This window comes from Anabaenopsis arnoldii (genome assembly GCF_028331025.1).
Lineage (GTDB): Bacteria > Cyanobacteriota > Cyanobacteriia > Cyanobacteriales > Nostocaceae > Anabaenopsis > Anabaenopsis arnoldii.
Genome location: NZ_JAQMUH010000167.1, coordinates 1 through 3,807, shown reverse-complemented (window position 1 = coordinate 3,807; position 3,807 = coordinate 1). Strand labels below are relative to the sequence as shown.

Here is a 3,807-nt window from a genome sequence, read left to right as displayed (position 1 = left end):
TAAAAGACCATTGTCCGGATAAAATCTTCCTTGTCCACTTTCCTTCCTTGTCTTCGGTGGTCTTGCCTTCACAGATCATATTAAAAACCTACCCTTGTAAGGAGAGGGAGGGGTCAAATAATATTCGATACACTAATCATCACTTGACCAACATCCTCCTAAATATGTGCAAATCTTCATATTCCCTCTAAAGTTATTGACAACAGTTTGTATTAATGATGGAATATGTTTAGGGAGCTATTGCAAAATATATTCATTAATATGGGAATATTCAAGTTGTGGTTGCCAAGGCGATCGCACCAAAATGTCACAGGGGAATTAGGGAGGGTCGATCGCCTATTAGTAGTAACTGTATTGCTACTAGTAGGACTGGTGCTAGTCACCGGAATTTCCCTGTCATTGGGCGCAGTAGCCATGACCCCCAATCAACTGTGGCTAGCATTAATACGCCGGGGTGATGAACTCTATCAAACAATTCTCTGGGATCTGCGCCTACCGCGCACCCTAGCCGCCCTGCTGGTGGGTGCCGCTCTGGGAATGTCCGGGTCATTACTGCAGGGAATGCTGAAAAACGGGCTGGCGAGTCCGTTCTTACTGGGAATTTCTGCGGGTGCTGGTTTAGCGGCGGTAGCTATGCTCAGTTTAGGTGTATTGCAGACCTGGATACCTTTAGGGGCTTGGATGGGGGGCTTATTAACAACTATTCTTGTTTATTTCCTAGCTTACCGTCGTGATGGAATTTCCGTAGAAAGATTGATTTTAGGGGGAGTTGCTGTCAGTTCCTTGTTTGGTGCAATTCAGTCTGTGTTGTTACTCATAGCCGAAGATGGTCAAATACAAGCGGCCTTAAATTGGTTAATTGGTAGTTTGAATGGGCGCGGTTGGAGTGAGGTAACTATTTCCGGGTCCTATATTAGTGTCGCCCTCTTAGGGGGATGCTTACTAGCGCGTGCGGTTAACTTGTTGAACCTGGGTGACGAGTTAGCCACAGGACTAGGTGTTTCTGTATGGCGATCGCGGATTTTAATTGGTGCTACCGCCACACTGTTAGCAGCGGGAGCGGTAAGTATAGGGGGTTTAATTGGTTTCGTGGGTTTAATTGTTCCCCACGGAATCCGCCTGATCGTAGGTACAGATTACCGTGCTGTTTTACCACTAAGCGCAATAGGTGGGGCTTTAGTTCTCAGCTTTGCAGACTTACTGTCTCGGTTGGGTGCTGTAGAAATTCCCGTGGGAGCAGTCACAGCTTTACTGGGTTCTCCCTTATTTATCTATCTCCTGTATCGCCGCAATGTGTAATTAAAACTTTCAAGTTGTCAGAGGTGTCATAAGAGTGAAACAACATCCCTTGCTGTTCAGCATAATTATGCTGAATCTGTTTGTCATGCCCACAGTATTAGCAGAATCTGGTAATACTAGCATTTCTGGTGAAACAAAAACTTATTTACTGACTCAAGAACCTATTTTAACTCCCTCCGATGCTCAACCAGAGGAAGAAGAAACCTGTCCCCCTGATTTTGATCCCAAAGACCCAGAATTTAAAGATTGCGTTGAGGAAACTCAAAGCGGTGATTCCGAGATAGAAATTACCGTCACCGGAACCCGCACACCCAGAGCAGTTGTAGATTCACCGGGAACAATTAGCATCATTGATGAGCAAAAAATCCAGAGGGATTTTATCGAGGATATCAAAGATTTAGTCCGCTACGAGCCGGGAATATCTGTACGTAATCGCCCCGTGCGTACTGGTCCTGCGGGGAGTGGTAATTCCAGTATTAATATTCGGGGAATTGAGGGGAACCGAGTTTTAATTCAGGTTGATGGGGTGAGAGTCCCCGATATTTATGCTAATACCGGCCGTGATTTAGTCGATTTTGACTCAATTCAAAGGGTGGAAATTATTCGCGGTCCTGCTTCTACCCTATATGGTAGTGATGCTTTAGGGGGTGTAGTCTCTTTCATTACGAAAGACCCAGAAGATTATCTGAGTGTTTTTGGTCGTCCACTTTATGTGGGTGGTAAAACCAGTTATGACAGCACCGACTCTAGTTTTGCGCCCTCGGTGACCTTAGCAGGTAAAGAGGAAAACCTATCAGGTTTATTGCAATATACCCGTAGGGATGGTAACGAAACTCAAAACTACGACGGATTAGCTCCCAATCCTCAAAATGTTGATAGTCAGAACCTGTTCAGTAAGGTAGTTCTACAAGCTAACGATCATAATATTTTCCGGTTGACAGGAGAATGGTTTGAAAGTAGGCTGAATACCCAAGTCAAGACTGCTGAAGGATTTAGCAGTTTTACTCGTACTACCACTGTCAGTCAAGTAGCTGAGGATTTCACCAGTCGGGGACGCATCAGTTTAAGTCATGAGTATACTAATCCTGACTTAGGCTCATTTTTGCAGTCAGTGCGATCGCAGATGTATTACCAAACTGCTGAAACCACAGAAGATGTAGAAACCCGTACTGTTAACAGTGCTAATCAGAATTTGCGCCGCATCTTAGAAACTGGTTTTAACCAAGATATAATTGGTGGTGATGTTCAATTTACCAGCAAATTTTTGACAGGGGATGTTAGTCATCGCCTAGTTTACGGTTTTGATTTGTTCAACACTTCCACTAGTCGCCCTAGAGATTCAACATTATTTAATGAAACACTGGGAACGAGTACGAAAACTGTTAGCAGCGAACTTTTCCCTAACAAGACTTTTCCTGATACTGACACCTTGAGAGGTGGGATTTACCTTCAAAATGAAATCGAATTTGCTGATGGTCGGATCACCTTAATTCCAGGGGTGCGTTACGACTATTATCAACTCAGGCCTCAGACTGAGGATGTTGCTTTTAGTAATATTAATACGCAAAATTACGAAGTCAAGGGCTTTTCAGCTTCCGCAATCTCACCAAAATTAGGTCTAATTGCCAAAATCACCCCAGAAATATCATTATATGGGCAATATGCCCGTGGTTTTAGAAGTCCACCTTACGATAATGCAAACATTGCCTTTACTAACTTTGCTTTTGGTTATACTATTTTACCAAATGCTGATTTAAAACCGGAAACAGTTGATAGTTATGAACTCGGTATTAGGGCTAATTATCCTCAAAGTAGCTTTGGTCTGACTGGTTTCTATAATCACTACAATAACTTTATTGATGCTAATGTCGAACTTAGTGATCCTCTTGTGATTAGTGGTAGACCTGTGCGTCAATTCCAATCCCAAAATATTAAAGGGGCGAAAATTTCCGGTTTAGAAGCTAGGGGAGAATATCGCTTTACAAGGTCTCCGGGTGGTTTAAGTGTGTTCGGAACCTTAGCTTATGCTGTGGGGGATAACTTAGAAACAGACCAACCCCTAGATTCCATAGATCCATTGAAGGGGATTATAGGATTGCGTTATCGTTCACCCGAAGAGATTTGGGGCGCAGAACTAACTACCACCTTAGTCGCGGCTCAAGATAGGGTAAGTAATGAAGACTTTTTTAAACCCGAAGGTTACACTACTGTGGATGTGCGCGGTTTCTACCAGTTCAACCCTAATACCATTCTCAATCTGGGAATTTTCAACTTATTGAACCAAAGATATATAGAATGGTCTGATGTGCGGGGTGTAAATAGCAATGACCGTCTACTAGATTTATATACCCGACCCGGAATTAACTTTGCTGCGACTGTGAGTGTACGTTTTTAGAGGTTGTTTTATAAGTTTTCAACAGGTAATTTTTATCTGAGGGAACAGGGAACAGGGAACAGGGAACAGGGAACAGGGAACAGGGAATGGGGAATGGGGAATGGGGAATGGGG

At 43.4% G+C, this 3,807-nt stretch carries 2 protein-coding genes; both read left to right on the top strand.

Going from position 1 to position 3,807, the window contains the following annotated elements; genetic code table 11:
- Positions 1-255 precede the first annotated feature (255 nt).
- Complete coding sequence (locus PN457_RS14820; RefSeq protein ID WP_417006611.1) at positions 256-1,299, top strand: FecCD family ABC transporter permease; 1,044 nt, start codon at positions 256-258, stop codon at positions 1,297-1,299.
- 34 nt (positions 1,300-1,333) lie between these two features.
- Positions 1,334-3,694 carry a TonB-dependent hemoglobin/transferrin/lactoferrin family receptor gene (locus PN457_RS14815; protein WP_271734153.1) on the top strand — a complete coding sequence of 787 codons (2,361 nt, stop codon included), beginning with the start codon at positions 1,334-1,336 and terminating at the stop codon, positions 3,692-3,694.
- Positions 3,695-3,807: the final 113 nt, after the last annotated feature.